General features: G+C 60.8%; 31 protein-coding genes and 1 tRNA gene. 18 read left to right on the forward strand and 14 right to left on the reverse strand.

Annotated elements, in window-relative coordinates:
• Window positions 1–60 precede the first annotated feature (60 nt).
• The 15 genes from ABFY71_RS06310 (at window position 61) to ABFY71_RS06380 (ending at window position 7,999) form a co-directional block, all read left to right on the forward strand.
• Window positions 61–465 carry a hypothetical protein gene (locus ABFY71_RS06310; protein ID WP_347945175.1) on the forward strand — a complete coding sequence of 135 codons (405 nt, stop codon included), beginning with the start codon at window positions 61–63 and terminating at the stop codon, window positions 463–465.
• Window positions 466–778: 313 nt separating this feature from the next.
• The gene (locus tag ABFY71_RS06315; protein WP_347945176.1) at window positions 779–1,246 is read left to right on the forward strand and encodes a hypothetical protein; all 468 of its coding nucleotides are present in this window, start codon (window positions 779–781) and stop codon (window positions 1,244–1,246) included.
• Between the two features lie 88 nt (window positions 1,247–1,334).
• A complete protein-coding gene (locus ABFY71_RS06320; RefSeq protein WP_347945177.1) occupies window positions 1,335–1,604 on the forward strand; it encodes a hypothetical protein in 270 nt (89 codons plus the stop codon).
• A 59-nt stretch (window positions 1,605–1,663) separates the two neighbouring features.
• Complete coding sequence (locus tag ABFY71_RS06325; protein WP_347945178.1) at window positions 1,664–2,098, forward strand: beta-sandwich lipoprotein; 435 nt, start codon at window positions 1,664–1,666, stop codon at window positions 2,096–2,098.
• 58 nt (window positions 2,099–2,156) lie between these two features.
• On the forward strand, window positions 2,157–2,381 hold the full coding sequence (locus ABFY71_RS06330; RefSeq protein ID WP_347945179.1) for a hypothetical protein: 225 nt from the start codon (window positions 2,157–2,159) through the stop codon (window positions 2,379–2,381).
• On the forward strand, window positions 2,378–2,716 hold the full coding sequence (locus tag ABFY71_RS06335) for a hypothetical protein (protein ID WP_347945180.1): 339 nt from the start codon (window positions 2,378–2,380) through the stop codon (window positions 2,714–2,716). Before ABFY71_RS06330 ends, ABFY71_RS06335 begins: the two co-directional genes overlap by 4 nt.
• Entirely contained in the window at window positions 2,713–2,985 is a 273-nt protein-coding gene (locus ABFY71_RS06340; protein ID WP_347945181.1) for an Arc family DNA-binding protein, read from the forward strand. The genes ABFY71_RS06335 and ABFY71_RS06340 overlap by 4 nt, the downstream gene beginning before the upstream one ends.
• A gap of 731 nt (window positions 2,986–3,716) precedes the next feature.
• The gene (locus tag ABFY71_RS06345) at window positions 3,717–4,049 is read left to right on the forward strand and encodes a hypothetical protein (RefSeq protein WP_347945182.1); all 333 of its coding nucleotides are present in this window, start codon (window positions 3,717–3,719) and stop codon (window positions 4,047–4,049) included.
• Complete coding sequence (locus ABFY71_RS06350) at window positions 4,046–4,399, forward strand: DUF2493 domain-containing protein (protein WP_347945183.1); 354 nt, start codon at window positions 4,046–4,048, stop codon at window positions 4,397–4,399. The genes ABFY71_RS06345 and ABFY71_RS06350 overlap by 4 nt, the downstream gene beginning before the upstream one ends.
• Complete coding sequence (locus tag ABFY71_RS06355; RefSeq protein ID WP_347945184.1) at window positions 4,392–4,781, forward strand: HNH endonuclease; 390 nt, start codon at window positions 4,392–4,394, stop codon at window positions 4,779–4,781. Before ABFY71_RS06350 ends, ABFY71_RS06355 begins: the two co-directional genes overlap by 8 nt.
• Entirely contained in the window at window positions 4,778–4,948 is a 171-nt protein-coding gene (locus ABFY71_RS06360; protein ID WP_347945185.1) for a hypothetical protein, read from the forward strand. The genes ABFY71_RS06355 and ABFY71_RS06360 overlap by 4 nt, the downstream gene beginning before the upstream one ends.
• Before the next feature lie 147 nt (window positions 4,949–5,095).
• Window positions 5,096–5,626 carry a hypothetical protein gene (locus tag ABFY71_RS06365; RefSeq protein ID WP_347945186.1) on the forward strand — a complete coding sequence of 177 codons (531 nt, stop codon included), beginning with the start codon at window positions 5,096–5,098 and terminating at the stop codon, window positions 5,624–5,626.
• Window positions 5,623–6,099, forward strand: coding sequence for a hypothetical protein (locus tag ABFY71_RS06370; RefSeq protein ID WP_347945187.1), 477 nt, complete (start codon window positions 5,623–5,625; stop codon window positions 6,097–6,099). Before ABFY71_RS06365 ends, ABFY71_RS06370 begins: the two co-directional genes overlap by 4 nt.
• Window positions 6,100–6,101: 2 nt before the next feature.
• Window positions 6,102–6,500 (forward strand): hypothetical protein, encoded by a 399-nt coding sequence (locus ABFY71_RS06375; RefSeq protein WP_347945188.1) that lies wholly within the window; start codon window positions 6,102–6,104, stop codon window positions 6,498–6,500.
• 179 nt (window positions 6,501–6,679) lie between these two features.
• Window positions 6,680–7,999: a site-specific integrase gene (locus tag ABFY71_RS06380; RefSeq protein WP_347945189.1), complete on the forward strand. Its 1,320-nt coding sequence runs from the start codon at window positions 6,680–6,682 to the stop codon at window positions 7,997–7,999.
• A 30-nt stretch (window positions 8,000–8,029) separates the two neighbouring features.
• Here ABFY71_RS06380 and ABFY71_RS06385 read toward each other — a convergent pair.
• Window positions 8,030–8,105: transfer RNA gene (locus ABFY71_RS06385), tRNA-Lys, on the reverse strand.
• Between the two features lie 233 nt (window positions 8,106–8,338).
• Window positions 8,339–8,545 carry a hypothetical protein gene (locus ABFY71_RS06390; RefSeq protein ID WP_305581381.1) on the reverse strand — a complete coding sequence of 69 codons (207 nt, stop codon included), beginning with the start codon at window positions 8,543–8,545 and terminating at the stop codon, window positions 8,339–8,341.
• A gap of 401 nt (window positions 8,546–8,946) precedes the next feature.
• Between ABFY71_RS06390 and ABFY71_RS06395 the strand changes: the two genes are divergently transcribed.
• Window positions 8,947–10,050 carry a pyridoxal phosphate-dependent aminotransferase gene (locus ABFY71_RS06395; protein WP_347945190.1) on the forward strand — a complete coding sequence of 368 codons (1,104 nt, stop codon included), beginning with the start codon at window positions 8,947–8,949 and terminating at the stop codon, window positions 10,048–10,050.
• Between the two features lie 60 nt (window positions 10,051–10,110).
• Here the strand turns inward: ABFY71_RS06395 and ABFY71_RS06400 are convergent, their stop codons facing one another.
• The 9 genes from ABFY71_RS06400 to ABFY71_RS06440 form a co-directional block, all read right to left on the reverse strand.
• Window positions 10,111–11,670 (reverse strand): 2-isopropylmalate synthase, encoded by a 1,560-nt coding sequence (locus ABFY71_RS06400; RefSeq protein ID WP_305581384.1) that lies wholly within the window; start codon window positions 11,668–11,670, stop codon window positions 10,111–10,113.
• 113 nt (window positions 11,671–11,783) lie between these two features.
• Window positions 11,784–11,909: a hypothetical protein gene (locus tag ABFY71_RS06405; RefSeq protein WP_347945191.1), complete on the reverse strand. Its 126-nt coding sequence runs from the start codon at window positions 11,907–11,909 to the stop codon at window positions 11,784–11,786.
• A 92-nt stretch (window positions 11,910–12,001) separates the two neighbouring features.
• Window positions 12,002–12,886, reverse strand: a complete 885-nt coding sequence (locus ABFY71_RS06410; protein ID WP_347945192.1) for a PhzF family phenazine biosynthesis protein — start codon at window positions 12,884–12,886, stop codon at window positions 12,002–12,004.
• Window positions 12,887–12,894: 8 nt separating this feature from the next.
• Window positions 12,895–13,386 carry a heme-degrading domain-containing protein gene (locus tag ABFY71_RS06415; RefSeq protein ID WP_347945193.1) on the reverse strand — a complete coding sequence of 164 codons (492 nt, stop codon included), beginning with the start codon at window positions 13,384–13,386 and terminating at the stop codon, window positions 12,895–12,897.
• A 1-nt stretch (window position 13,387) separates the two neighbouring features.
• Complete coding sequence (locus ABFY71_RS06420) at window positions 13,388–13,858, reverse strand: GFA family protein (protein WP_347945194.1); 471 nt, start codon at window positions 13,856–13,858, stop codon at window positions 13,388–13,390.
• A 131-nt stretch (window positions 13,859–13,989) separates the two neighbouring features.
• Window positions 13,990–15,762, reverse strand: coding sequence for a B12-binding domain-containing radical SAM protein (locus tag ABFY71_RS06425; RefSeq protein ID WP_347945195.1), 1,773 nt, complete (start codon window positions 15,760–15,762; stop codon window positions 13,990–13,992).
• A 94-nt stretch (window positions 15,763–15,856) separates the two neighbouring features.
• The gene (locus tag ABFY71_RS06430) at window positions 15,857–16,582 is read right to left on the reverse strand and encodes a hypothetical protein (protein WP_347945196.1); all 726 of its coding nucleotides are present in this window, start codon (window positions 16,580–16,582) and stop codon (window positions 15,857–15,859) included.
• Between the two features lie 36 nt (window positions 16,583–16,618).
• On the reverse strand, window positions 16,619–17,638 hold the full coding sequence (gene ilvC / locus ABFY71_RS06435) for a ketol-acid reductoisomerase (RefSeq protein ID WP_305581398.1): 1,020 nt from the start codon (window positions 17,636–17,638) through the stop codon (window positions 16,619–16,621).
• Window positions 17,639–17,663: 25 nt separating this feature from the next.
• A complete protein-coding gene (locus ABFY71_RS06440; protein ID WP_371136231.1) occupies window positions 17,664–18,335 on the reverse strand; it encodes a TetR/AcrR family transcriptional regulator in 672 nt (223 codons plus the stop codon).
• 254 nt (window positions 18,336–18,589) lie between these two features.
• On the opposite strand from ABFY71_RS06440, the gene ABFY71_RS06445 reads away from it, so the two are divergent.
• Window positions 18,590–19,723, forward strand: coding sequence for an NADH:flavin oxidoreductase/NADH oxidase (locus ABFY71_RS06445; RefSeq protein ID WP_347945197.1), 1,134 nt, complete (start codon window positions 18,590–18,592; stop codon window positions 19,721–19,723).
• A 161-nt stretch (window positions 19,724–19,884) separates the two neighbouring features.
• Window positions 19,885–20,313 carry a hypothetical protein gene (locus tag ABFY71_RS06450; protein ID WP_347945198.1) on the forward strand — a complete coding sequence of 143 codons (429 nt, stop codon included), beginning with the start codon at window positions 19,885–19,887 and terminating at the stop codon, window positions 20,311–20,313.
• A 9-nt stretch (window positions 20,314–20,322) separates the two neighbouring features.
• Here ABFY71_RS06450 and ABFY71_RS06455 read toward each other — a convergent pair whose 3' ends face one another.
• The 3 genes from ABFY71_RS06455 to ABFY71_RS06465 all read right to left on the reverse strand — a co-directional run bounded on the left by ABFY71_RS06455 (window position 20,323) and on the right by ABFY71_RS06465 (window position 24,047).
• Window positions 20,323–22,254 carry a potassium transporter Kup gene (locus tag ABFY71_RS06455; RefSeq protein WP_431021511.1) on the reverse strand — a complete coding sequence of 644 codons (1,932 nt, stop codon included), beginning with the start codon at window positions 22,252–22,254 and terminating at the stop codon, window positions 20,323–20,325.
• 167 nt (window positions 22,255–22,421) lie between these two features.
• Complete coding sequence (locus tag ABFY71_RS06460; protein ID WP_305581406.1) at window positions 22,422–23,036, reverse strand: NADPH-dependent FMN reductase; 615 nt, start codon at window positions 23,034–23,036, stop codon at window positions 22,422–22,424.
• 252 nt (window positions 23,037–23,288) lie between these two features.
• On the reverse strand, window positions 23,289–24,047 hold the full coding sequence (locus ABFY71_RS06465) for a pyridoxine 5'-phosphate synthase (RefSeq protein WP_347945200.1): 759 nt from the start codon (window positions 24,045–24,047) through the stop codon (window positions 23,289–23,291).
• Window positions 24,048–24,179 lie beyond the last annotated feature (132 nt).

The following is a 24,179-nucleotide window of genomic DNA, read 5'->3' on the forward strand; positions in this document are numbered from 1 at the left end:
AACACCTTTGTAGCGATCATCACTGCGGACGTTCGCGCTACACCGCGCTAAAAGACCGGCATGGCTAAGGACACTGCAAACACCACAACCGACGTCAAACCCATAAACCAATGGGTAGCAGATGCGTTGACCTTTTCAGGACTGAGCCAGTCTGATCTGGCGACGAGGCTGGCAGATCGCCAGGTCATTACCTCTAAGGATCGCTCATTCGTGAACAAGATGGTCTTGGGGAAGCGCAAGGTAAGCGCCGACGAGGCCGCTGCCATCTCGGAGATAACGGGCTACCCGCCGCTTGAAAGCAAGCGGCGGGATCCGAGGCTGGCCGAGATCATCCAGATTTACCAGTCTTTGCCTGAGAATTTTCGAGAGATGTATGCTCAGCAAGTGCGAGCTGTCGCAAATGCCGCCCGTACTCAAGAACATCCTGCAGGCCATCAGGCGACACCCGGCGCAAAAGCGCGATAAACTCATAGTCTTTAAGCACTGGCCCTGAGCCCCCTCTGGCGTTCGCGGTATGTTCCTGCGCCGGTCGGTCTTCGCGCCGCTGGCCCGGTCTGCACATCGATGTCTGATTACCCCGCAGCGCAAGTTTCGCCGCACCGTTAATAACAGTCAATCCTCTAATCGCCCGAACACAGGATTCTCCGCCTGTTGAGTAATCGGTGATTTTTGGCGCAATTTGGCTGTAGCGATTTTCCATTTTTATGTATTGCGGCTAGTAGCGATTTGCGCTACGTATTCCCCATCAACACGGCATCCCGCCGATTGGAGGAAGCACATGAACCGCCTTACACTGACCCCGACTGTCGCCCTTGCTCTTGCACTTGCTGCAATGAGTGTTCCGGCTTCTGCCGCCAGCTACGTTCCGCTCGGCCCCAAGACCTATACGCCCCAGCCTGATATCGTGACGCCGCAGGCACCCACCGTGACGCCACAGGCACCAACCGTCACCAAGTCGGGTGGCGGTTACACAGGTAGCAGCAGCGAGCCTCATATCGGCAATCCGAACCCCAGCGGTTCCGGCTGGTACAATGCCAAGTGTGACACCATTGCCGATGTCAACGCCGACTGTGTTCCGCGCTCGCTGCATCCCGGTCACGGCGGCATGCCCATCCCGGTCAAAACCACCGTTACGGCCAATCCTGATCTGGTGACGGCAAACCCCGACATCGTGACGCCACAGCCCCCGACCTGCAGCCAGCCCGGCTGGTCCCTTGGTGGCGGCTTCGGCAACTACAGCTGCTGAACTGAACTCGGGCGCATCGATCCGGTGCGTCCATCACACAACAACACCAGCCAGGCATATCGCCTTGGCAGAGGATGGGAGACGGAAGATGACGACAGCGCCCAAGCGCATATACCCCACCGAACTCACTGACGAGCTGCGCGAAGTTTTGAGCACGATGCTCTGGACCTCTGGCCAGCTTGCTTCGGCACTGCGCGCCGGCGGCGAGGAAATCCCGACCAAGGCTGAAGCCGAGCAGGTTCATGTCCTGCACTGGTTCATCGGACTTGCGCTTGAGCATGGCCCCGATTGGCGGGCCAAGGTCGGCGAGCGCCTCGCTGCCATCCGCGACGAGGCTGCAGCAAAGGCCGCTGCCTGATCTTCACCCCCGAGGGCATCCGCTGTGGTGCCCTCCTGCGAAGATCAGGAGATAGACCGATGAAACGACTGCTTGGAATTTCCGCCATTGCCTTGGCTTTGGGTTTGGCCGCCTGCTCGGATGCCGATGTGGCATCATCGAACCTTTCGAAGGCCGCCGACCAGTTCGAAATTAACCGCCGCGTCGTGTTCTACAACGGCATCACTGGCGATTATATCCTGAGCGTCGAGGGCCTTTGCTCGCTAGGCAATTTCGACACGGCGGGCCAGCTGACCGTCACCTGCAAGACCGGGCCTGCCAGCTACAAGAAGCACTTCCTGGGCCTGTCCGACAATGTGACCTACTTCGCCGAGCAGCTCGAGCCGGCCGGCGTCAGCGTCTACCACTACCGCGTGATCTTCAAGCCGCAGACCATCCTGCCAGATGTCGACTTCATGGGCGATGCCAGCGAGCTCGGCGGCGGGGCTGACGACGTTTACCAGCCCGGCCAGTAACCCTTCCCTCTCCCCTGGGCGGCGGGTTTGGCCAATAACCGGCCCGCCGATTTATTAAATGCCATGGATTTCTGAGACTGAGCTGGCCGCCCGTCGTCGTGTCGAGGACACAGCAGCCGCTGTCGCTGCCAAGATCCAGCAGGATGAAACCGGCGACATCATTGGCACGACCTTCACTGGAAACGGGAACGGCGGGAACATGTCCACCGAACTGCTGAGGCTCAAGGGGCAGCTGCAGCTTGATCTGGCTGCGCTCCATGAAGCCGGCGGGGATCAGTCATGACCCGGGGCGTTCGCAAACTCAGCAGCATGGAGCAGATGGGCTATCAGCCCGGCGCCAAGAAGGCGCGCAAGACCACTGCCGAGCTTCGGCTGGCTGCCTATGAGGCGCTGTCCGATGACGAAAAGGCAGTTCTCCGCCAGCGTCGAGCCGAAGACGATGCCGACAATCTCCAGTGGCGCAGGGATTTCGCCGAGCACGGCCCAGCCCGCGCCGGGGAAATGCTGATCGCGCGCAAGGCAGCCCGTGGCGGCGACAAGATCGCTGACTTCTACGCTCGCAAGATGGTCGAAGGCGATACCGATTTGAACCATGACAATGTGGAGGCTGCAGAATGAGCCGCACCGATACATCCGTGCTGATCGCGCAGGCGGGGCAGCAGTTCAAGGCTCGCTTGCCCGACGACCTGCACCAGAGGATCAAGGACGCAGCCAGTGCCAACAACCGATCTGCAAACGCCGAGATCGTGTCGCGGCTGGAAGCGTCATTCCAGAAGGATGCTGGGGCACTGGACGCGGGGATATCGCGCCTGATCGCGGAACACGTGGAGCAGGAAGTTAAGAGGCGGATGCTTGCCGTCGCTGCTCAAATCGGCGGTGCAGCATGAACCCCACCCTTTCCACCACCCTCTGCATTACCTGGGCGGGCGCTTTGCTGACCCTTGCTGTGTGGCTTCGATTTGATCAGTTTCCGTGGGAGCTTTGCTGCTGATGGGCAAAAAACGAGCGCACTTCACCCCGAAAGGGGCCCCCTTGAAATTCCTGTTGGCTGCATTAGCTGCCAACACAGATGACTGCATCCTCTGGCCGTTTAGCAAGAGCCAAGGCTACGGGAAGCTCTACATCGACGGGAAACTGGTGCAGGCGCACCGTGAGGTTTGCACCCGGAAGTTTGGGCCCCCTCCGACGGTCGATCATGTTGCCGCTCACTCATGTAGGAGCGGGCAGAAGGGTTGCGTCAACCATCGTCATGTCCGATGGGCGACCCAGCTTGAGAATATGCACGACAAGCTGACTGATGGGACTTTGCCTCTGGGCAGTAAGTGCTATCAGGCGAGGCTGACCGAGGCTCAAGTTGCTGATGTTCGGCGGCTAATCCGTCAGGGGGAAACGGTACCGTCCGTTGCGCGCATCTATGGCGTGTCAGACGGCGCCGTCCAGGCGGTGAAAGATCGGCGCTCATGGAGGCACGTGGCATGACCTCCGTTCTCACCACCAAACACACCTGCGACTCCAAGGGAAACTGGACTGAGGTTCCTGTTGTTCTCACTCGGTCTGGAAAAGGCTGGGTGGAGAGGTCTCCAGGGCCTTCTGCTGGCGTTGTTCGGAGGGATGCAGCATGACAACTTTTCGGTATCTGCGGCGCTTCTCGATGCGGCCCCTGATGTGGCTAATCCGGCTGGTGATCGTCGCCGGCTGTGTCGGCGCCCTGACTTGGCTGATCCCGTATACCGAGATCGCCGGCATGGTCGTGTTCGTGGGGATCTATGGCATCTGGGAAATCGGCCGGTCAATCCGGTCCATTACTCCGCTGAACGTCAACATCGCACGCGGCGAGACCTTGATCGTTGAGAGCGGCGCGTCGGTTTCGATTCCTGCTGCTGACATTGATCGGGTTATCGAGACCATCGGCAGGTATGAGGCCGAGAAGCGCAGCGGTATCGCAGCATGACCCGCGTCCTAGTCTGTGGCGGCCGCGACTATAACGACACTGCCCGCGTCTTTGCTGTGCTCGACAAGCTGCACGATTATGCCGGCATTGACGTGATCATCGAAGGCGGCGCGCGCGGAGCGGATTCCTGCGGCAAGGAATGGGGCTTTCGCCGCATGGTGGAAGTCGAGACCTATCTAGCTGATTGGGAGAACCAAGGCGCCTTTGCCGGCCCGGCCCGCAACAAGCGGATGCTGGACGAAGGGAAGCCAGATCTTGTGATCGCGTTTCCCGGCGGGCGCGGCACGGCAGACATGGTCCGGAAGGCCCGCCGCGCCGGCGTGGAAGTCGTGGAGATCGCCCATGGCTAGGCACAACTTTAGCGCCAAGGTCAAACGCCAGGCCAGAGAGCGCAGCGGCGGGCGCTGTGAGGCGATTGGTGCTGTCTATGGCCTTCGCCCCGGCCAGCGCTGCAACGCCTCTCTGGACGGCAAGCGCGTCGAGATAGACCACTATCCAATTCCAGCGACGGACGAAGGCAGCGACGTGCTCGACAATGCCGTCGCCTGCTGCGTTGCCTGCCATCGCTTCAAGACCAGCGGCTATGACGTACCAATGCAGGCCAAGGGCAAGCGCCTGGCTGATCGTCACAATGGCATGCGGAAGCCGTCGCAGTTCAAATCCGCCGGCTTTCCGAAGGCTCAGCCGCAAAGGTCAGCCAGCCGACCAATCCAGCGCAGGAGCGACATATGAGCAAACTGACGAAGGCGCAGAGGGCAAAGATCGAAGTCGAGATCAGCCAGGCCGAGCGCATGTCTGATCACTACGCACTGGAGGCCAAGGCCCTGCGCATCAAGCTCAGCCGGGACGAACACGCAGGCCGCGCAGCACTAGCTAATGGAGACGAAGGCAATGAGTAAGCCAGTAGACGTGCAGCGGAGAAGTCTGCGGCGGCTAGAAGCCTGTCTCGACACCATGCTTGCCGAAAGCGAGGCGCAATATCAACGATGGCTTACCAGCCGCGTCGATCAGATCAAGTCTCAGCCTACGCAACCGAGGAACCGAAAATGACTGATTTGAGCGCGAAGCTGGATGACGGTCAGAAAGAGCTTGTGCTGTTGTCCATAGTCAACGCCATGGGCGGCCAGACCGATGCAGGCGATGAACGCTGGAGCTGGCTGCAGTGGTTCTGCGCCGACGAGGTTGGCAGCGAGGCTGATACCTTCAACCGCTGCATTGACAAGGGCTGGCTCAAATCCAGCCACGACAGCGACACCGATCACAGCGTTGCGTGGATCACTGACGAAGGTCGCCAAGCCCTCGCCCAGAAATCCCTACGAACCACGGAAGCTGGGGAGGTGGTGGCCACGATGCACCGGCACGTGAAGCGCGGCACCGACTACGTACTGATCGGTATCGGTAAAATGCAGACGGAAGACTGGTTTTGGGTTCGCGGTAGCCGTGAATTGGTCCCCGTCGATATGGACGAAGTTGCAATTTACCGATCCGTTGATGACGGCTCGCTATGGGTTCGGCCAAAAGGTGAGTTTGAGGATGGCCGCTTTGTCGCCCTCTCAGCACTGGAGCACCAGCCATGACAGACCAAATCAGCGATGCCGAATTGATGCGTGATCTGGCGGATTGCTTGGAGGATATGACCAAGCACTACATCGAAGTTCGCAATGATCTTTGCGGGTTTGAAGCTGCCGAGGAACTTGAAGTTATCGCGGCTGGCAAGATCATCGCCGCCGCCCGCCGCGCACAGACCTCGGCGGTCAGTGTGGGGGACAACGCAGCAATGGAACTGTTCGTTGACGCTATGGCTGAGGCGGACAAGGCCATGCGGAAATTCCCCCAGCCGAACTATGTGATTTCCAAGGTGGCAGAGGAAGCGGGCGAGGTGGTCAAGGCCGCAATCCATTGCGCGGAAGGCAGGGACACCCCGCAACACGTCGCCGAGGAAATCCGGCAGACAATGGCAATGCTGATCCGGCTCTATTTGGAGGGCGATCAGGTGCACGGCCTGCCGCCAGTCTATTCGTCGCTCAAGGCCGCGCAGGAGGGGAAGTAGAGATGGGCAAATACACAGCGAACGACCTTGATCCCGGCGCGTATAAGCCCGGCTCCTTGCGCGAACCTACCCACCCCAGGAGCAACCCGGTAAGCGTTGGCGACGATCTGGTGGAGCGGTTGCGGGATTATGGCGGCTTCACCGATCCGACCGACCATGAGAACGACTGCACCGAAGCCGCCCGCCGCCTTGAGGAACTTGAAGCCCAGCTAAAGGCTGCGCGTGAGGCGCTAGAGCCGTTTGCTGAATACATGAAAGACGGCGGCGATCTGGACAATAAGGGCAATCCATTGCCCGATAGTGATGGCGTCGGCTGGGTTTATCTCACTCAGGGCGACTTTCGACGCGCTCGCGCAGCCATGCCCAAGCCCCCGGAGGTAGACGGCCAAAAGCCGTCATGACGCCATGACCAGACGTCCCGCCACGATACCGTCCGGCAGCTGGCCGCCACGCATGAACGCCGATATGGCGGCTGGGTATTGCGGGGAAAAGCACGTCGAGGATTTCCTAGAGCGCGTCGGCATTCAGTATCCCGAGCCAAAATGGGTCGAAAGCCAGCGCCGCCGGTTCTGGTCACGTCTTGACCTTGACCGAGCCATCGGCATTACTGACCGACCCACGGGTATGGGAGATCGGTTCGTTGCCGCGATCAGGGAAAAGCGGAGTGGTTGAGCTCCCGCGCTACGTCCATCGCGTTACCAAGTCGCGCAAGGGGCGGGAACCGATTGTCTACACCTTCTACACACGCCACAGGAACACGCCAGAGGCGTGGCCATCCATTGCCTTGCCCGAGCCACTGTCACCAGAGTTTGGCCCGTCTGTGGCCATCTGTGCGGCTCTGGAGCGCAATGGGGATGCGTTCCACCTTCACGGCACCCAACTACCCCGCCACAGCAGCAAGGAATTTTGGCCAGAGGCGCACAAGATCGCCAAGGCCAAGGTACGGCGCGATCATCATGGGGCCAAGGATTTCACCGCTCTGATTGAGGCGTTCCAGGATTCGCCAGTATGGGCCGGTTTGTCCAAGTCGACGCAGAAGGGATACCGGCAAGCGGCTGGCCACATCCTCGACGCCTGGGCGTTCGACATGCCGGATGACGTCACCACAGTCGATGCGCAACAGACTATAGACGGCCTGGCCGAGACGCACTCAACAGCCAACGGGTTCCGCGCCTTTGCCTCTCGCCTCTATGCCTGGGGAATCCCTCGCGGCTACGCCACCAGCAACCCGTTCGCCGCGAGTGAGAAGATCCCCGGCGGCGAGCCGTGGCAGCCTTGGCCGGATTGGGCATTTGTGACGCTGGTGGAACACGCGCCCTTCAACATGCTGCTGCCGGCGATATCTGCACTGTTCACCGGCCAGCGCCAGACGGACGTGCTGCGCATGCTGCGGCCAAAGTCCACCGACAAGGTGATGGAGGTCCGGGCACAGAAGACCAAGAACACTGTCTGGATACCGATCCACAGCGCCTATCGGACATGGATCGAAAAGGGGAAGGCCGACGCCGTACACATGCACCTTGGCGTTCGCGGGGCCCCATACAAGACCGCCGATGGATTCCGGGCGGAATGGCAACGCATGATGGACACAAAGCCGTTCAAGCGATTCCGCAAAGAACGGATCGTATTCCACGGGTTGCGCAAGAACGCAGTGATAAATCTATTGGAGGTTGGGTGCACCGAGGCCCAGGTCGGCGCCATCGTCAACATGAGCGAACAAATGGTTCGTCATTACGGCATGGAAGTGAGCAGCAGGGCTCTTGCGCGTGACGGAATGCAGCTTTTGGAAAGCCGCTGGGCAGAGGTTCAGCCCGCCGCATTGGAACGGGAACAGAACACGAATTGGAAACCAGCAGTCAGAATTGGAAACCGCTGGCAGCGCAGCGAGCGGGAGGAATAGGGCTAAGCGCCTGATTTCATAAGAGGACTTTGGTGGGCGAGCACGGATTCGAACCGTGGACCCGACGATTAAGAGTCGTCTGCTCTACCAGCTGAGCTACTCGCCCCCTACTGGAGCTTCCAAAGTAGGCGCTCTCTAGCAAAGGGATTTCGCGCTGTCTAGCGCCTGTCGTAACTTTCGTGAGCAAGGATGTCTGTGCGGTGTCTCGCGGAGCTGGTCCTGGCGGTCTATGGCGGCGTCGCCTGCCTGGAGTGGCCGCATCCTGACGGGCGTTCTATCCGTCAGGATGGTTTCAGCATAGAGCGGCCCGTTTATGCGGTAGTCAGTGCCGACGCGGTATCAGGAATGACATTCGCGTTGGGCTTTGTACTCAACAAAATCCAGCACATTGTTGGCTGGGCTTGCCGTCGGGAGCGTCAGATCATCGATCAGACTGATGGTCCTTTGCACGATATAGACCAGTTGACGCGAGCGGCTGTCAGGCCCCTGCAGGATTGCAGCGGCTTGTTGCAGATGGTCTCGCGCGAGATGATAGGTAGTTAACATGACACGAGCTCCTTGATACTCCGTTGGTAGTGCGTCAGTTAAATGACGCGGTTCTTATACTGGCACTGCATACCTTCAAGAGGATTACCCTGCTTCTGACAATTTTAGTAAAATGGAATCCAACCAAGACGTCGCACAGAACAAAGCCGCCAGTTGCTTCGATTGCGGTGAAAAAATGTGCAGAATATGTATAACTACGAAGATGAATACGCGCTGTTGAGCCCCACCATCATTCCCGCCTCGGCACTAAGTTTCTGGCATGCCGTGTTTTTATCCAGAATGACGGCCTATAGTTCCATACTGGGAATAATTCCGCTTTTTCGCCACAATTCAGGGCGCCGGCTTCAACGTTTGTGTAACTATCCGCTTGCCCGCTTGTCCAAATCGCCAAGAGCCCGCCCTTGACCCGTCCCAGCCTGGCCCCTATCGCCGCAGCCCTGTCTGACACCGTGCCCTTTGTCGGCCCTGAAGCTCTGGAGCGCCGGCTGGGTCAAACCTTTCTGGCGCGGTTGGGGGCCAATGAGAACCCGTTTGGCGCCGCGCCGACGGCGCTGGCTGCAATGGCGGAAGCATTGTCGGCAGGCTGGAAATATGGGGACCCGGAAAATCACGATCTGCGGCTGGCTCTGGCCCGCCATCATGCCATACCCAGCGATGCAATCGTCATCGGCGAGGGGATCGACGGATTGCTGGGACTGGCCGTCCGCCTCTATGCCGCACCCGGCGCCATTATTGTCAGTTCGCTGGGCGCCTATCCGACGCTGAACTATCACGCTGCCGGCTTCGGCGCTGAAGTGGTGAGCGTGCCCTATCGTGAATATGCCGAAAACCTGATGGCGCTGGCCACGACGGCCCGACGCGAGCGCGCGTCAATCGTCTATCTGGCCAATCCCGACAATCCGATGGGCAGTTGGCACTCCGCCCAGGCCGTTACCCAGTTCATCGATGCAGTTCCCCCGTCCACGCTCATCTTGCTCGACGAAGCCTACGGCGAATTTGCGCCGCCCGGCACCCTGCCCCCGCTGGACACCGACCGGCCCAATCTGTTGCGGCTGCGTACCTTCTCCAAAGCTTATGGCATGGCGGGTCTGCGGTGCGGCTATGCCATCGGTGAGCGCCAGACGATTGCCGCCTTCGAGCGCGTCCGCAATCATTTCGGCGTCAACGCCGTCGCCCAAGCTGGTGCTATCGCCGCCATCGCGGCGCCAGAGCACCTGGACCAGGTTGTGCAGCTCACCGCAGCGTCGCGCGCCCGCATTGCCCAGATCGCCACGGATAATGGACTGACACCCCTGCCCTCGGCCACCAATTTTGTCACCATTGATTGCGGCGGCGACGCCAGCCATGCGAGCGGCATTCTCACCGCACTGGCGGCCCGCCGCATCTTCATTCGCAAGCCAATGGCCAGTGGGCTCGACCACTGCATCCGCATCAGCGTCGGCACCCCCGCCGATCTGGATATGCTGGCCCGCGAACTACCCCAAGCCATAGCCGCGCTAGGGTAACTGTCGGACAAGTACGTCGTCGGCAGGGCAATGTGCTGCCCCGCCGCGAAACTGTCTGGACTAACCGGCCATGGCGCCCTGCGCCGAGGCGCCCCGCTCGATCAGCAGGCGGTTATAGGCATTGAGATAGGCCCGGGCCGAGGCCACCAGCGTATCAGGCTCTGCCGCATTGCCTGACGCGATGCGGCCATTCAGTTCCAGCCGCACATGGGCACTGGCCTGGGCATCGGTGCCCCCGGTCACGCCATCGACAGCGTAGAGCACCAGATGGGGCTCCTGGCCCACAGCCGCCTTGATGGCGTTGAAGATGGCATCGACCGAGCCGGTGCCCTCATAGGTGACGCTCGATTCCTCGCCGTCAATACTCAACCGCATGTTGCACTTGTGGGTACCACCGGTCTTTGACACGACTTCCATGTCCACCAGCCTGATCCGATCGCCGACCGAGCCGACCTCGTCATCGACCAGCGCCACGATGTCAGCGTCATAGACATGCTTCTTGCGGTCAGCCAGATCCTTGAAGCGCTGAAAAGCCTCCTGAAAGGCATTGTCGCCCAGCTCGTAGCCCAACTCACGCAGCTTGTCCTTGAACGCAGCACGGCCGGAATGCTTGCCCATCACCAGGGTGGTTTCCTTGATCCCGACACTGGCCGGGGTCATGATCTCATAGGTCTCCGCGTTCTTGAGCATGCCGTCCTGATGGATGCCGCTCTCATGAGCAAAGGCGTTCTTGCCGACAATGGCCTTGTTGTACTGCACCGGGAAATTGGCCGCCGCCGAGACGATTCGGCTGGCGCGGGCCAGATGGGTGGTCTCGATTTCGGTGTGATAGGGCAAAGTGTCACCCCGGGTGCGCAGCGCCATCACCACCTCTTCAAGCGCCGCATTGCCGGCCCGCTCGCCCAGGCCATTGACCGTGCATTCGATCTGCCGCGCCCCGCCGGCCACCCCGGCCAGCGAATTGGCCACGGCCAGACCCAGATCATTGTGGCAGTGCACCGAAAAAATCGCCTTGTCGGCATTGGGCACGCTTTCGATGATGGTCTTGAACATCGCAAAATGCTCGTCCGGCACCGCATAGCCGACCGTATCGGGCAGGTTAATGGTGGTCGCACCGGCCTTGATCGCGGCATCAACGCAGCGCTTGAGGAACTCCATCGGCGTGCGCGTCGCGTCCATCGCCGACCATTCAACGTCGTCGATCAGATTGCGGGCATGTGCCACCGTCCGGGAGATGATCTCGATCACCTCGTCCTCGGTCTTTTTCATCTGGTGCGCCAGATGGATCGGCGAGGTGGAGACAAAAGTATGAATGCGCCCCTTCTGGGCATAGCGCACCGCTTCACCGGCCCGGTCAATATCGGCAGTAATGGCCCGGGCGAGGCCGGCGACAGTGGCGCGCTTGACCTGCTTGGCCACCGCGACCACGGCTTCAAAATCACCATTGGAGGCAATAGGGAAACCGGCCTCGATGATGTCGACGCCCATCTCGTCGAGCGCTTCGGCGACCTGCAGCTTTTCTTCCAGCGTCATGGTGGCGCCGGGCGATTGTTCGCCGTCGCGCAACGTCGTGTCGAAAATGAAAACGCGGTCGGTATTGGTGTCGGTGGTGGTGGTCATGGTGTCGTCCCTATCAGTCGGCCCAGAGCAATGCTCTGATAGGCCGGACATTTACTGTGCGGCTGGTGGCGTAATCCCCTGACGACCCGCTCGGTAATCCGAGCAGCCGGTAATCAGGGGCTGATAAGAAGGAGCAGGAGGGCGGCGAGCGGCAGCAGCAAGCTGGCAGCAATAATCAGGCGGGCCCGCAGGGCATCGCGCTGGCTGATTGCAATGGCTTGAGCGCGAGTGCGCGGCATGGATCAATTCCTGATGTCTTCTCAACATGCGCGAAACCTGTCGAAGGCGCAAGCCCAACCGCCCCCTAAGGTGTGCTTTTTGCTAAACCCGCTCAATCGCCCAGATCCAGTTTGCCCTCGCCCACCACGATCGCCTGCCCGCCAATACCGCCATGCACCAGCTTCCCCTGCTCCTTGCGGAACTGGATGAGGATACGGCAGGGCCGGCCCATTTCATGCCCCTGTCGCAGCACCAGATCGGTCTGCCCACTCGCTTCCGCGTGTTCCGCCAACAGGCCGATCAGCGCCGCTGCCGCTGATCCTGTCCCAGGGTCCTCCCCCAGACCCATGCCAAACATCCGGGCGGCGAGGTCAATATCGTGTTCCTCGGGCGTCTGCGTGAAGACATAGGCCGAGTGATGCTCATGGCTGAACACCTGATGCCAAACCACTGGATTGAGGGTGATGCGCTTGAGCACGCTGGCATCGCGTACCGGCACCAGGTGGAACGACACCCCGGCAGTGAACACCGCCGGCCGGTAGTCGCCAAAACCAATGTCGGCGGCATCAATGCCCAGTGCCTGCGCCAGCCCCGCCGTGTCGATAAGTGGCGCCACCCGTGACGGCAGGCGCGGTAGCGCAAAACGCGCCTCGCCCGTACGTTTGTCGAGCTTTTCAACCAGCGCCGTCACTAGGCCGATCTTCTCATCAATGCGGACGGCGGTCACATCCTTGGTCAACCCCAGCACCACCGCCGCGCCAATGGTCGGATGGCCGGCAAAGGGCAGTTCCTCATAGGGCGTGAAGATGCGGATGGCTGCCGTGCTGCGCTCGCCACGCGGCTTGAGCACAAACACCGTCTCGCTGAGATTGAACTCGCAGGCAATCGCCTGCATCTCACCATCGAGCAGGCGATCCGCATTGGTCACCACGGCAAGCTGGTTGCCCTTGAGCCGCTCTCGCGTGAAGACGTCCAGCAGCAGATAATTGAGCTTCATCGCGTCCCCTACTCCGCCGGCAGGGCATAGACGGCGCGGTCGAACCCAAGATGGTCGCACAGCGCGGCAACCGCCACGCCGTGGTCACTCCGCCCAGGCAGGCCCGAAATGGTCAGGCACCCGACAATGCCCGCACCCTTGACCCGGATCGGAAACCCGCCCCCGGCAATGACATAGTCAGCCGGGTCGGCACCGGACTGCGGCGAGAATGGCGCCTCGCCCCGCTCCAGCACCATGCGGTAGCTGGCCCGCTGAAAGCGGCGCACCGTATTGATCTTGCGACGTACCCATTCGGCATTGTCGGCGCTCGTGCCGGGCGTGGCGGCAAAGAACATCTGCCGGTCCCAGCTGCGGACATCCACCACCAGCGACAGCCCTTCGGCCAGTGCCCGGTCGCGGATGGCGCTTCCCAGTTTGAAAGCGACGGCCTCGTCGAATTCGGCAAGCACTAGGTCCTGCTCCTGCTGCTTGACGAGGGCAATATCTTCGGCGGCGGCCATGTCAGGTGTCCTTGTGGGTATGGCGGGTCCAGGCATCGTAGAGTGGCTGGCGATCCGTGGCGCCCTTGGCAAAATTGGTTTGCGCCGGGTCGATGTCTACCCAGGCCGCCTTGCTGTCGGTCCAGATATTGCCCACCGGCGCTGCCCAGTCCATGTCGTCGAGCGTTCCGGCCCGCGCCACCTTGATGCCGGGTGCCGGCGGCTCGTTCCAGATCCAGCCATGGCAATGGGCGCAGAAGTTCATGACAATGACATTGCCGCTGTCAGCCGTGCGACGATACTGCGCCAGTTGCCCGGACAGCAGCTCGAAATCCTCGTCTCGCACGATCATGGACATCGACCACGCCGCGCCCGAATAGCGCTGGCAGTCCTTGCAGTGGCAATTGTAGACCGATAGCGGGCTGGCCTTGAGCCGGTATCGCACCGCGCCACACTGGCAGCCGCCTTCGACTGGAAATTCTGGCAGATTCACCGCACCCTCCGCGACTCGGACCCGGCATCACGTCTAGACGAAGTTCGAACAGCGCAAAAGTGCGACCTGCCACGACTTCGTCCGTCGACAGGCTTGCGATGCGGGCAGCAACAGCAGAACTTTAGCGACACTCAGGTCGGGTTGGCCGGCTCGCTGACCCCATGGCGGATACGCTCCAGGCGCTTCTCCTTGTTGAGCCATTCCTGGGCGTCGGCCGACTGGAACATCTCCAGATCCTCCTCATGCGCACTGACCGGCGTCATGGCGACATCCGTATAGGCGAGCTTGTTGGGGTCTTTCTCCACCCGGCGGTAGATCATGCCGAACCGCAGATAAAGCCGAGCCCAGGCCATCAGCTTGAGCGCCGTCTCGCTCCAATAGCGTGGATAGAACAGCAGCGGATGCTCCAGCCCCAGTTCGGGTCGTCGCGCGTGGCGGAACTTGAGCCGCACGCCGCCGCCCTCGAGCGGATGCACGCCCTCGATCTGCACCGAGCCGACGAACCAGGTGACCAGGAACAGGATGTTGGATGCGGCAATGCCACTGGCAATTGCCCGCCGCATGATCGTCTCGACGTGTTCGCGTGTGTAGTAGCGCTCCCAGGCATGGGCATAGATGCCCTCCCACTGCGCCCGGCTCATTATGGGATGGGCCGTCGTCATGTGATTGAGATCGTATTTGTTGAGGTCGGGGTCCATGTCCACCCCGGCACGATGCAGCTTCTGATGATCCTCCGAGCCCGGCAGCGGCGTGAGGAAGAAAAATTCCAGGATATCGACCGGCAATTCGCGCTTGATCACGTCGATGTCGTGCATGATCCGCTCGGGTGTGTCGCCGGAAAAACCCAGGATATAGCCCGCATAGGTGATAACATGATGCGCCTTCCAGGCCAGCAGCATGGTGCGGTATTCGGTGATCTTGTTCTGCTTCTTCTTGGCGCCCATCAGGTTGGCCGGGTTGACGTTCTCGAGGCCGATGAAGACCCGTTTGACCCCCGCCCGCGCGCATTTCTCAACGAAGTGCTCGATCTTGTGGCAGAGCGTATCGACCTGGATGATGAAGTTGAAGTGGAGCTTCTCCACCTCCCGCATGTGGATCAGCCGATCCATGATCGGCTCCCAGTCCTTGTTGCGGGCAAAATTGTCGTCAGTGATGAAGAAGCGATAGACGCCCTGTGCCAGGTTGGCCCGCACGATTTTCTCGATATCATCGGGCGACCGCCGCCGCGACTTGCGCCCCTGCACATTGATGATGGTGCAGAACGAGCATTGGTAGGGACAGCCCCTGCCCGCATCAAAGCTGGTGAGATTGTATGCAGTCTTGCCGACATGGCCGGCGGGCATGAATGGTACCGGCGTATCTTCGATGCCCGGCAGGTCGTTCATGAAATTGTAGAGCGGCTTGAGCGCCCCGTTGTTGGCGTCGCGCAGCACGTCCTGCAGCCGCCCCTCGGCCTCTCCGGCAAACAGCGATATCCCCATCGCCTGTGCTTCCCTGAACCGCGCATCCTCGCCATTGAGCATGGAGATGACGCCGGAAACGTGAAAGCCGCCGATACCGACCTGGATGCCGCGCGCCCGCAGTGGCCGCGCAATGTCGAGGGCGCGCGGGAACTGGTTGGATTGTACCCCGACCAGCATCACCATGCCGATATTGGCCGCCTCGATATCTCGGGCGATCCGGTCGATATGCACCTCGGTATTGGTCTCGTCCATGGCGTGGACGTCGATCTCGGTATCGGGCCCCAGCGCCTGCCGGTCGATACAGTCCTGCGCCAGCCCATAGACGGCCGCCAGCGAATTGGAAGGGATGGGGGACTTCCACCACTGGATCACATAGCCGTCGTCGTCGTAGTGCGAGGGCTTGATCAGGTAGAGACAAAATCTGCGCGTGGTCGCCGCCATGAATCACCTACCGGTTGATAAGTCCGACAAGAAGACGCTACGCTAGACTAGCCTCGTTACTTGGATAAGGAAAGATGCCGCTCTCGCAGCAGGTCTATTCGGCAAATATTCGTCCGGCAAAGAACGCTTCTGCCAAGGCGACTGCATAGGGCACGCAACCGGCGGCTTCAGCGTCTGCCCGCGAGCGCACGATGACCACGTCAGCCAGTTCCCGGTGTTGCTGGAGAGCCAGATTGGCGCGAATGCGGTTCACCAGCTTATGCGCCGGTTCAGCAAAGTGCAGCACCTGGCCGACCGAAATCACTGAGTGGTCGAGTATCGCCACCGTCATCCCGACCCGCGCCTCGGCGACCGACAGACCGGTTTCCTCCACCAGTTCAAGCGCGACGCAGCGTAAGTAATCAACCCGCCCATCGGGCATCACGTCGCGCGGCTCCAGCGAGCCACCGGGCGGGTAGACGCGCCCGGCATTGGCCGTGTGGTTACCCATCACGCCATAGATCAGTGCCCCGTCCTGACTAACGATCAACGCCCAGCCAAACGCATGCCGCACGCCAATCTCGGGAAACCCGCGACTGCGCCAGGCCAGCAGTGCCGAATAGGCGTCTTCGCGCGCCTCCGCCCGCAACACGCCGTCGCCAGCGACCAGCGGTTCACCGCCCACCGCAGACAGCCCCAATATGCGGCCATCCCACAGGTGCGGATTGACTGCCACCGCTGCCGCCCAGTGGTCGGCCACAGCCGCGCGCAGCTCAGGCGGCAACGGCCAGGCGCCCGGCACCATGCGGATCACGATATCGGTAACAGGAACAATCTGCATAATAAGAAACGGGGGCCGCAGCCCCCGTCCTCAGTTCTAGTTCTTGGCCTTGTCGACCAGCGCGCCGGCCTTGATCCAGGGCATCATGTCGCGCAGCTTGGCGCCGACTTCCTCGATCTGGTGCTCGTCGGCTAGGCGACGGGTTGCCTTGAAGCGGGCGCCGCCCGACTTGATTTCCTGCATCCACTCAGAGGTGAACTTGCCGGTCTGGATGTCGGTCAGCACGCGCTTCATCTCGGCCTTGGTTTCCGAGGTGATGATACGTGGACCCGAGACATATTCGCCCCACTCAGCCGTGTTGGAAATCGAGTAGTTCATGTTGGCGATGCCGCCCTGGTAGATCAGGTCAACAATCAGCTTCACTTCGTGCAGGCACTCGAAATACGCCATTTCGGGCGCATAGCCGGCTTCCACCAGCGTTTCGAAGCCAGCGCGGATCAGTTCGACCACGCCCCCGCACAGCACCGCCTGTTCGCCGAACAGATCGGTTTCGCATTCTTCGCGGAAATTGGTTTCGATGATGCCCGAACGGCCGCCGCCAACGCCCGACGCATAGGCCAGCGCGATGTCATGGGCATTGCCCGAAGCGTCCTGATGCACGGCGATCAGGCAGGGCACGCCGCCGCCTTTCTGATATTCGCCACGCACAGTGTGGCCAGGGCCCTTGGGCGCGATCATGATGACGTCGACGCTTGCCTTGGGCTCGATCAGGTTGAAGTGCACGTTCAGGCCATGCGCGAACGCCAGCGCGGCGCCATCACGGATGTTCGGCTCGATGTGCTCCTTGTAGATGTCGGCCTGCAGCTCGTCAGGCACCAGCATCATGATGACATCGGCCCACTTGGAGGCATCGGCAACGCTCATCACCTTGAGGCCTTCGCCCTCGGCCTTCTTGGCCGACGGGGAGCCTGGACGCAGGGCCACGACCACATCGGTGATGCCCGAGTCGCGCAGGTTCAGCACATGGGCATGGCCCTGGCTGCCATAGCCGACAATGGCGACCTTGCGGGATTTGATGATATTGAGATCGGCATCACGATCGTAATAAACGCGCATGGGGGTGCTCCCTTGAAAAGCGGTGTTATGCGTTATGGGCTTTCGTCCCGTACAGGACGAAAAACTGGTCGGTGGCGGATTTTACATCCGCCTCGATATTGGCTTCGACATTGGCCTGGGTCAGCGCTTTGTCACCGAGCAGCAGGCGGATCTGCACGTCGCGAACGACGAGACCAAAAAACGTGCGATAAGCATCTTCGCTGCTGGTAAACCGCAGCAGCCGCGCGTCGCGCCCGGCCTCAAGGATCGGCTTGAGCCGGCGGCGAATGGCCAGGGGGCCGTTCTCCAGCACGATATTGCCCAGCCGGTCCTTCTCCTGCGCCGCATGGGTTACGGCAGTGCGATTCAGGGTAATGGAGACTTCCCCGGTGATCACCGTCAACAGATCACGGGCAAACTGCTCAATGCTGGCGCGCAGCGTCTTGGCATTCAGCCCGGTGCGATCGACCTGTGGCATGCGCACCTTGGCGGCCTGCCACTGCACTGTTGCGGTCAGCAGACCGTCACGGTCGCCAAACCACTTGTACAGCGTCTCCTTGCTGCACGAGGCGCGGCGCGCCACAGCGGTCATGGTCAGCCCATCGCCGTTTTCCACGAGAAGATCCAGCGCCGCCGTCAGCACAGCCTGCTGGCGGGGGGTGAACGTCTCTTCGTTGACCTTGATGGTCACGGCCACAGTGCAAGTCCTCGCAATCATGCCGAACGGTTTCGGCCAATTTCGTTCGTAGGCGTACCGTACGGTACGGTTCGACGCAAGGGAAATATTGGATTGATCTGGGGGAATTCACTGCTCGTCGGGCATCACATAGTTATCCCGCGTCGGCGTAGTGCCAACGATGCTGGTTCCCCCAATATTCACTCAGCTTTCTGTTCATCGGCACTTGCCGATGAACGCGTTAGTGTCCATCTTGGGCGAGCCATCCTCCCGGCCCCAAGCAATAGAGCCCTTTCATGTCAGCACTTTTCTCCCCCGCCACACTGCGCGGCCTTACTCTGCGCAACCGCACCGTCGTGGCGCCGATGTGCCAATACTCAGCCAGGGACGGCCTGGCAAATGACTGGCATCTGGTGCATCTGGGTCGCTTTGCCTTGGGTGGCTTTGGCCTGGTGATTTTTGAAGCCACGGGCGTTACCGCCGAGGGACGTATTTCCTACGGCGATCTGGGCCTGTGGAATGACGAGCAGATCGCTCCGCTGACCCGCATTGTCGACTTCCTGCACAGTCAGGGCGCTGCTGCCGGCATCCAGCTGGCCCATGCCGGTCGCAAGGCTTCCACACCGGTCTCCTGGAATGACACCGCCCGGATGTCTGAAGCCGAAAAGGCCGCTGTGGGCTATCAGCATTGGACCCCGGTGGCGCCCAGCGCCATCGCCCACGCGGCCGAAGATCCCGATTATCAGACGCCGACGGCGCTGGACGCCGCTGGCATCAGCAACCTCATCGACGCTTTCGTCGCGGCTGCGCGACGTGCCGACCAGGCCGGTTTCGATACAGTGGAAATCCACGCGGCGCATGGTTATCTGCTCAACCAGTTCCTTTCCCCGCTGGCCAACCAGCGCACCGATCAATATGGCGGCAGCCGTGAAAACCGCATGCGCCTGGTGCTGGAAATCACTGCCGCCGTCCGCGCCGTCTGGCCTGCCGAGAAGCCCTTGCTGGTTCGGCTCTCGGTTAGCGACTGGCATCCTGATGGCTGGCAGGTCGAGGACAGCGTCGCGCTTGCCCGCGAACTCAAGGCGCTGGGCGTCGATGCCATCGATTGTTCCAGTGGCGGCTTTGACGGCGCGGCGGTCAAGGCTGCTGCCAACTACCAGGTGCCCTTTGCCCAGGCAGTGCGCGATGGTGCCGACATTCCCACTATCGCCGTTGGCTTGCTCGGCGACATCCAGGGTGCCGAAACCATCCTGACCAGCGGCCAGGCCGATTTCATTGCCCTGGCCCGGGGCGCACTGGACGACCCCAACTGGGCGCTGCACGCCAATCATGAACTGGGCGCCAGCGACTACACACTCTGGCCCAAGCAGGCCAACCGTGTCAGCAGCCGCGACCGTTCGCTCGGTTTGCGGTCATTTGCCACCAGTTGAGCGCGGCGCAGGCGTCCCATCAATCATCTGCTGGGGCGCCAACTGTTGCACGAAAACCCTGAAAGCGTCTGATCGACAACGCAATCTCGCCGCTTTGCCTGCCCATCTTGTCGGCGGCTCAGTCAATCACCAGTTGAGCAGGCATACAGGGAGAACGCTCTATGGATACCAAGGCCGCAATCATCGCCCTGCTGAGCGTCTGGGGCGTCGGTACCTGCGTCGCCCTGCCCGTTGCCGCCCAGGATGCGACAGAGTCCGCGGACGAGCAGCCAGACCGCGGCAATCCCCTGCTCAACAAGGTCTGGGTGCGTTCGGATGCCGATGGAGACCGGCCCGGCCCGATGCAGATCTTTCTCGCTGACGGTACACTGGTGAGCGACAGTTGCTGGGAAACCTACCGCCTCTCCAAATGGCAGCAGGTGTCAGACAGTGCCATCAGTTGGGACGAGGACGGCATGACCATCAATGCCGATATTGCCAGCCTGACCGAGACAGAACTGGTGCTGCATCTGAAGCTGGGCAGCGAAGTGCAACAACACTATTTCACCACGGCCAGTGTTCCCGACGTCTGCCCCGACATGGAGAAGTAGCCAACGCGGCTACAGCACCACCTGCGTGCCGATTTCCACCACCCGACCGGTGGGAATATGGAAATACTCGGTGGCGTCGCTGGCATTGCGGGCCAGCCGGGTAAACATTCGATCCTGCCAGTAGCGTAGCGGATTTCCCGGTTTGGGGCCGGGCTTCAGGGAGCGGCGTGACAGGAAGAACGAGGTCGACATGATGTCGAACTTCCAACCCAGCTTGCGGCCCAGCGCCAGTGCCTTGGGAATGTTGGGCGTTTCCATATACCCAAACGTCACCACCATCCGGCTGAACAGCTCATTATAGGCGTCGATGGTCACCTTTTCGTCGTCCGCCACGCGCGGCGATGCCGAGGTGCGCACCGTCAGAATGACGTTCTGCTCATGCAGCACCTTGTAGTGCTTGAGGCTATGCAGCAGCGCCGTTGGCGCGCCTTCGATATCGCTGGTCAGGAACACTGCCGTACCGGGCACCAGTGTCGGCTTCTTTTTGGCAAGGTTCTCGACCAGAAACTCCAGCGGCACCTCGTCGCGCCGGGTCTTGTCGGCGAGCCGGCGCCTGCCTGCCATCCAGGTCCACATCACCAGCCCAACCATGGCCGCAACAACCGCCGGCACCCAGCCCCCCTGAAACAGTTTGGATGCATTGGCTATGAAAAACGACCCATCAACAATGGTAAATATCACGCCAAAGGCAATCACCGCAGCCGGGTGCCACTTCCAGTTGCGCCACATCACCACCACCAGCAGCGCCAAGGTCACCATCATCACGCCCGACACCGCAATGCCATAGGCATTCGAGAGTGCCTCGGAACTGCCAAACGCCACCACCAGAATCAGCACCCCAATCATCAGCATGGTGTTGATTTGGGGCATGTAGACTTGGCCGCTCTGCGTCTCTGAGGTGTGGAGCACCTGCATGCGCGGCAGCATGTTCAGTGCAATGGCCTGCTGCGCCAGACTGAAGGTGCCCGAAATCACCGCCTGGCTGGCAATTATGGTGGCCATGGTCGCCAGACCAACGAAGGGCAGTAGAGCCCACTCCGGTTGCATTTCAAATATCGGGCTTTCTACATTGTGCACGCCCACTTGCAGGACGAATGCACCCTGCCCGAAATAGTTCAGCAGCAGGCATGGGAACACCAGGCCGAACCAGGCAAGGACGATCGGCTTGCGGCCAAAATGCCCGAGATCGACATACAGCGCCTCGGCGCCGGTGACAGCCAGAAAAATGGCGCCAAACACCACAAAGGCAATGGCGTAGTGGGTGTAGATGAATTCCAGTCCCAGCAGCGGATTGATCGCCCACAGCACCGCGGGGTACTCGATGATGTGCACCACACCCGAGAAGCCGAGGACGAGAAACCAGACTGCGGTGATTGGGCCGAATATGATCGAGACCTTGGCCGTGCCAAACCGCTGCACGAAGAACACCCCGACAATGATGACTAGGGTAATAGGCACCACCCAGCGCGCCATACCCGGCTGCACCAATTGCACACCTTCAACCGCCGACAGCACCGAAATGGCCGGGGTAATGATGGCGTCGCCAAAGAACATGGCTGCGCCGAGCACACCCAGAATGGTAATCCAGACCGGCGGATTAGTGAAAGTCTTACGCGCCAGCGCCATCAGCGACAACGTTCCGCCTTCGCCATTATTATCGGCGCGCGTGACGAAGAACACGTATTTGACGGCGACCGTCAGGGTTAGCGCCCAGACGATCAGCGACAGCAAACCCAGAATTTCGATGCTGCTCTCGGCCGCACCGGGTCGAACGCTCATCGCTTGGCGGAACGCATAGATCGGGCTGGTTCCGATATCGCCATACACAACCCCGATCGCTCCCATGGCGAGCAAGGGAAGGTCTTTATCGGAATGTGGGTGGCTGTTGTGGTCGCTCGCATCGATGCCGACGGTGTCGTCGGTCGAATTCGTCTGCGTCATGAACCCAGTGCTCTCATGGTCATAGGCGGAGGCGCTATACACCCCACCTTGCTCACACACAACACCCTGCCGCCATAATGGTTCAACCCGCAAGGCGTAAACCAGCAAGGGTCGCCCCGGCTGGAGCGACCCTTGCTGTTCAAGCAGGCTTGATGGTCCTGTGGTGTTTATTCAGCAGCTTTGGCAGCCGCAGCATCGTCGGCGCGCGCAGCCTTGGTTGCCGTGCCCCACCACACCAGCTGCGAGAGCATGTCCGTGGCGCTGGCACCGATCGAGCCCTCGAGGTCGGACATCGGCTTGTTCTGCTGGCCGAGCGGATGCACGGCGAAGAAGTCGGCGCCGCCGATGTGCACGGCCGAGCGGGTCGAGACCATCTGCAGCTCGACGCCGATGCCGCGCAGGTGTTCGGCAGCACGGGTGCCGCCAACGCTGCCATAGGCCACCATGCCGAATGGCTTCTTGTTCCACTCAAGGTAGGCCTGATCGAGCGCGTTCTTCAGGGCGCCGGTGATGGAGCGGTTGTACTCGGCAACCACGAAGATGTAGCCGTCGAATTCGCCAATCTTGTTCTGCCAGGCCACTGCCTTGGGATCGCTCGAGGGCATCCACAGGTTCGATGCGGCTTCATTGAAGAATGGCAGGTCGAAATCCTTGAGGTCGACCAGTTCGGCCGAAATGCCATCAAAGGCATTGGCCTTGTCGAGGATCCACTGCGCTGGCTTTTCACCAAAGCGGCTGTCGCGGGTAGAGGAAATGATAACGGCAATCTTGAGATCGGACATGGCGCCCTCCTTGGTAACAAATCGTAACTGAGGCGATATATGTGCCTAGCGCGATCCTTCACAAGGAGGCACGCAGGTGTCGCCCAGCGACAGCGAGCTGCGCAGGGCACACCCATGTAAGTATGGAAAAACCCGAATTTTCAGGAGTTTCAGCGACAGTGCCACAACATAGCGAGGCACTGGCAACGCCGGGCTGACGCACTGTTCGTACAGGCGCTACAATGGCCTGCGCCTAACTGGCGCAATCATCAATCACGAACGGCGAGCCTGATCGCCCAACAGGGCGCAATAGGCCCTCACCGCCGCAGCAAACCCCATCAGCAGGGCATCGGCGGTCAGGCCATGCCCGATCGAAACTTCATCGACCCCGGGCACCGCTGCCTGAAAGGCGGGCAAATTGGCCAGCGTCAGATCATGCCCGGCATTAACCCCCAGCCCCACACGCCGGGCCGCCCGGGCCGTCTCGGCAAGCGCGGCCAATTCGTATTCGGCCTTGTCGGGATCCGCGTAACAGGCGCCATAGGGACCAGTATAAAGTTCGATCCGGTCCGCGCCCGTTGCCTTGGCTGCTGCCACGCCATCGGCACCGGCCTCGGGGTCGCAGAACAGCGAAATGCGCCGTCCCGGTGCCTTGAGCAACTGCACCAGAGAGGTCAGATAATTGCCCTTGCCGCGAAAATCCCAGCCATGGTCCGAGGTCGCCTGCTCAGGACTATCGGGCACCAACGTGACCTGTTGGGGATTGACCTGGTTGATCAGGGCAATGAATTCCGTGCTTGGGTAACCTTCGATATTGAACTCTGCGGCCGGATACTCATCGCGCAGCAGTTCGGACAGTTCGAACACATCAGTGCGCCGGATATGGCGTTCATCGGGACGCGGATGGATGGTGATGCCACTGGCGCCGGCGTCCAGCGCCACACGGGCCAGCCCGACCACACTTGGCCACGGCAGATCACGACGGTTACGCAATTGCGCGACGGCATTGAGATTGACGGAAAGCAGGGTCATGAGCACACCGGGTCTGATAATGCTCCATCACTACACTATCAAAAGCGCTGCACCCAACCCGCATTTGTGATGACGCCGCTCCGGCGCTGCCATGGACGCTCCTCTGCGCAGGGCAACAGCGCAGGCAGATTT

Origin of the sequence: Devosia alba (genome assembly GCF_039938915.1) — a bacterium.
Taxonomy (GTDB): Bacteria; Pseudomonadota; Alphaproteobacteria; order Rhizobiales; family Devosiaceae; genus Devosia; species Devosia alba.

What these genes read in the sequence shown, in the direction of transcription:
- ABFY71_RS06405 (WP_347945191.1), bottom strand. Translation starts at nt 11,909, where the DNA reads ATGCCGCGCACTCGCGCTCAAGCCATTGCAATCAGCCAGCGCGATGCC.
- ABFY71_RS06365 (WP_347945186.1), top strand. Translation starts at nt 5,096, where the DNA reads ATGACTGATTTGAGCGCGAAGCTGGATGACGGTCAGAAAGAGCTTGTG.
- ABFY71_RS06400 (WP_305581384.1), bottom strand. Translation starts at nt 11,670, where the DNA reads ATGACCACCACCACCGACACCAATACCGACCGCGTTTTCATTTTCGAC.
- ABFY71_RS06425 (WP_347945195.1), bottom strand. Translation starts at nt 15,762, where the DNA reads ATGGCGGCGACCACGCGCAGATTTTGTCTCTACCTGATCAAGCCCTCG.
- ABFY71_RS06450 (WP_347945198.1), top strand. Translation starts at nt 19,885, where the DNA reads ATGGATACCAAGGCCGCAATCATCGCCCTGCTGAGCGTCTGGGGCGTC.
- ABFY71_RS06315 (WP_347945176.1), top strand. Translation starts at nt 779, where the DNA reads ATGAACCGCCTTACACTGACCCCGACTGTCGCCCTTGCTCTTGCACTT.
- ABFY71_RS06350 (WP_347945183.1), top strand. Translation starts at nt 4,046, where the DNA reads ATGACCCGCGTCCTAGTCTGTGGCGGCCGCGACTATAACGACACTGCC.
- ABFY71_RS06465 (WP_347945200.1), bottom strand. Translation starts at nt 24,047, where the DNA reads ATGACCCTGCTTTCCGTCAATCTCAATGCCGTCGCGCAATTGCGTAAC.
- ABFY71_RS06320 (WP_347945177.1), top strand. Translation starts at nt 1,335, where the DNA reads ATGACGACAGCGCCCAAGCGCATATACCCCACCGAACTCACTGACGAG.
- ABFY71_RS06360 (WP_347945185.1), top strand. Translation starts at nt 4,778, where the DNA reads ATGAGCAAACTGACGAAGGCGCAGAGGGCAAAGATCGAAGTCGAGATC.
- ABFY71_RS06330 (WP_347945179.1), top strand. Translation starts at nt 2,157, where the DNA reads ATGCCATGGATTTCTGAGACTGAGCTGGCCGCCCGTCGTCGTGTCGAG.
- ABFY71_RS06415 (WP_347945193.1), bottom strand. Translation starts at nt 13,386, where the DNA reads ATGGCCGCCGCCGAAGATATTGCCCTCGTCAAGCAGCAGGAGCAGGAC.
- ABFY71_RS06375 (WP_347945188.1), top strand. Translation starts at nt 6,102, where the DNA reads ATGGGCAAATACACAGCGAACGACCTTGATCCCGGCGCGTATAAGCCC.
- ABFY71_RS06325 (WP_347945178.1), top strand. Translation starts at nt 1,664, where the DNA reads ATGAAACGACTGCTTGGAATTTCCGCCATTGCCTTGGCTTTGGGTTTG.
- ABFY71_RS06340 (WP_347945181.1), top strand. Translation starts at nt 2,713, where the DNA reads ATGAGCCGCACCGATACATCCGTGCTGATCGCGCAGGCGGGGCAGCAG.
- ABFY71_RS06410 (WP_347945192.1), bottom strand. Translation starts at nt 12,886, where the DNA reads ATGAAGCTCAATTATCTGCTGCTGGACGTCTTCACGCGAGAGCGGCTC.
- ABFY71_RS06335 (WP_347945180.1), top strand. Translation starts at nt 2,378, where the DNA reads ATGACCCGGGGCGTTCGCAAACTCAGCAGCATGGAGCAGATGGGCTAT.
- ABFY71_RS06390 (WP_305581381.1), bottom strand. Translation starts at nt 8,545, where the DNA reads ATGTTAACTACCTATCATCTCGCGCGAGACCATCTGCAACAAGCCGCT.
- ABFY71_RS06430 (WP_347945196.1), bottom strand. Translation starts at nt 16,582, where the DNA reads ATGCAGATTGTTCCTGTTACCGATATCGTGATCCGCATGGTGCCGGGC.
- ABFY71_RS06460 (WP_305581406.1), bottom strand. Translation starts at nt 23,036, where the DNA reads ATGTCCGATCTCAAGATTGCCGTTATCATTTCCTCTACCCGCGACAGC.
- ilvC (WP_305581398.1), bottom strand. Translation starts at nt 17,638, where the DNA reads ATGCGCGTTTATTACGATCGTGATGCCGATCTCAATATCATCAAATCC.
- ABFY71_RS06445 (WP_347945197.1), top strand. Translation starts at nt 18,590, where the DNA reads ATGTCAGCACTTTTCTCCCCCGCCACACTGCGCGGCCTTACTCTGCGC.
- ABFY71_RS06345 (WP_347945182.1), top strand. Translation starts at nt 3,717, where the DNA reads ATGACAACTTTTCGGTATCTGCGGCGCTTCTCGATGCGGCCCCTGATG.
- ABFY71_RS06455 (WP_431021511.1), bottom strand. Translation starts at nt 22,254, where the DNA reads ATGACGCAGACGAATTCGACCGACGACACCGTCGGCATCGATGCGAGC.
- ABFY71_RS06370 (WP_347945187.1), top strand. Translation starts at nt 5,623, where the DNA reads ATGACAGACCAAATCAGCGATGCCGAATTGATGCGTGATCTGGCGGAT.
- ABFY71_RS06310 (WP_347945175.1), top strand. Translation starts at nt 61, where the DNA reads ATGGCTAAGGACACTGCAAACACCACAACCGACGTCAAACCCATAAAC.
- ABFY71_RS06355 (WP_347945184.1), top strand. Translation starts at nt 4,392, where the DNA reads ATGGCTAGGCACAACTTTAGCGCCAAGGTCAAACGCCAGGCCAGAGAG.
- ABFY71_RS06440 (WP_371136231.1), bottom strand. Translation starts at nt 18,335, where the DNA reads ATGATTGCGAGGACTTGCACTGTGGCCGTGACCATCAAGGTCAACGAA.